The sequence below is a fragment of the Massilia mucilaginosa genome (assembly GCF_011682145.1).
Classification (GTDB): Bacteria; Pseudomonadota; Gammaproteobacteria; order Burkholderiales; family Burkholderiaceae_D; genus Telluria_A; species Telluria_A mucilaginosa.
Window position 1 is genome coordinate 1 of sequence record NZ_WHJH01000385.1, and the last position, 255, is coordinate 255.

The window sequence follows — 255 nt, forward strand, 5'->3', positions numbered from 1 at the left end:
CCTTGAGCTCTTTAAAGGGTCGTTCGAGACCAGGACGTTGATAGGTCAGGTGTGGAAGTGCAGTAATGCATTAAGCTAACTGATACTAATTGCCCGTACGGCTTGTCCCTATAACCTTAGCAGGTGCGGAGATAAGAAATGCGCGTTGTGTTTTGTGCGATACGCACGATCACTACCCAAGTAATACATAAAACGATACTTCTTCCAGATTCAAGCTAGTGCTGCCCAGTCGGGAGCACCAAGCTGACCAAGTTA

1 rRNA gene is annotated in these 255 nt (G+C 47.1%); it reads left to right on the forward strand.

From position 1 onward, the window contains the following. Nucleotides 1-110: ribosomal RNA gene (locus tag F2P45_RS35285) — 23S ribosomal RNA — on the forward strand; the annotation flags it as partial. Nucleotides 111-255: the final 145 nt, after the last annotated feature.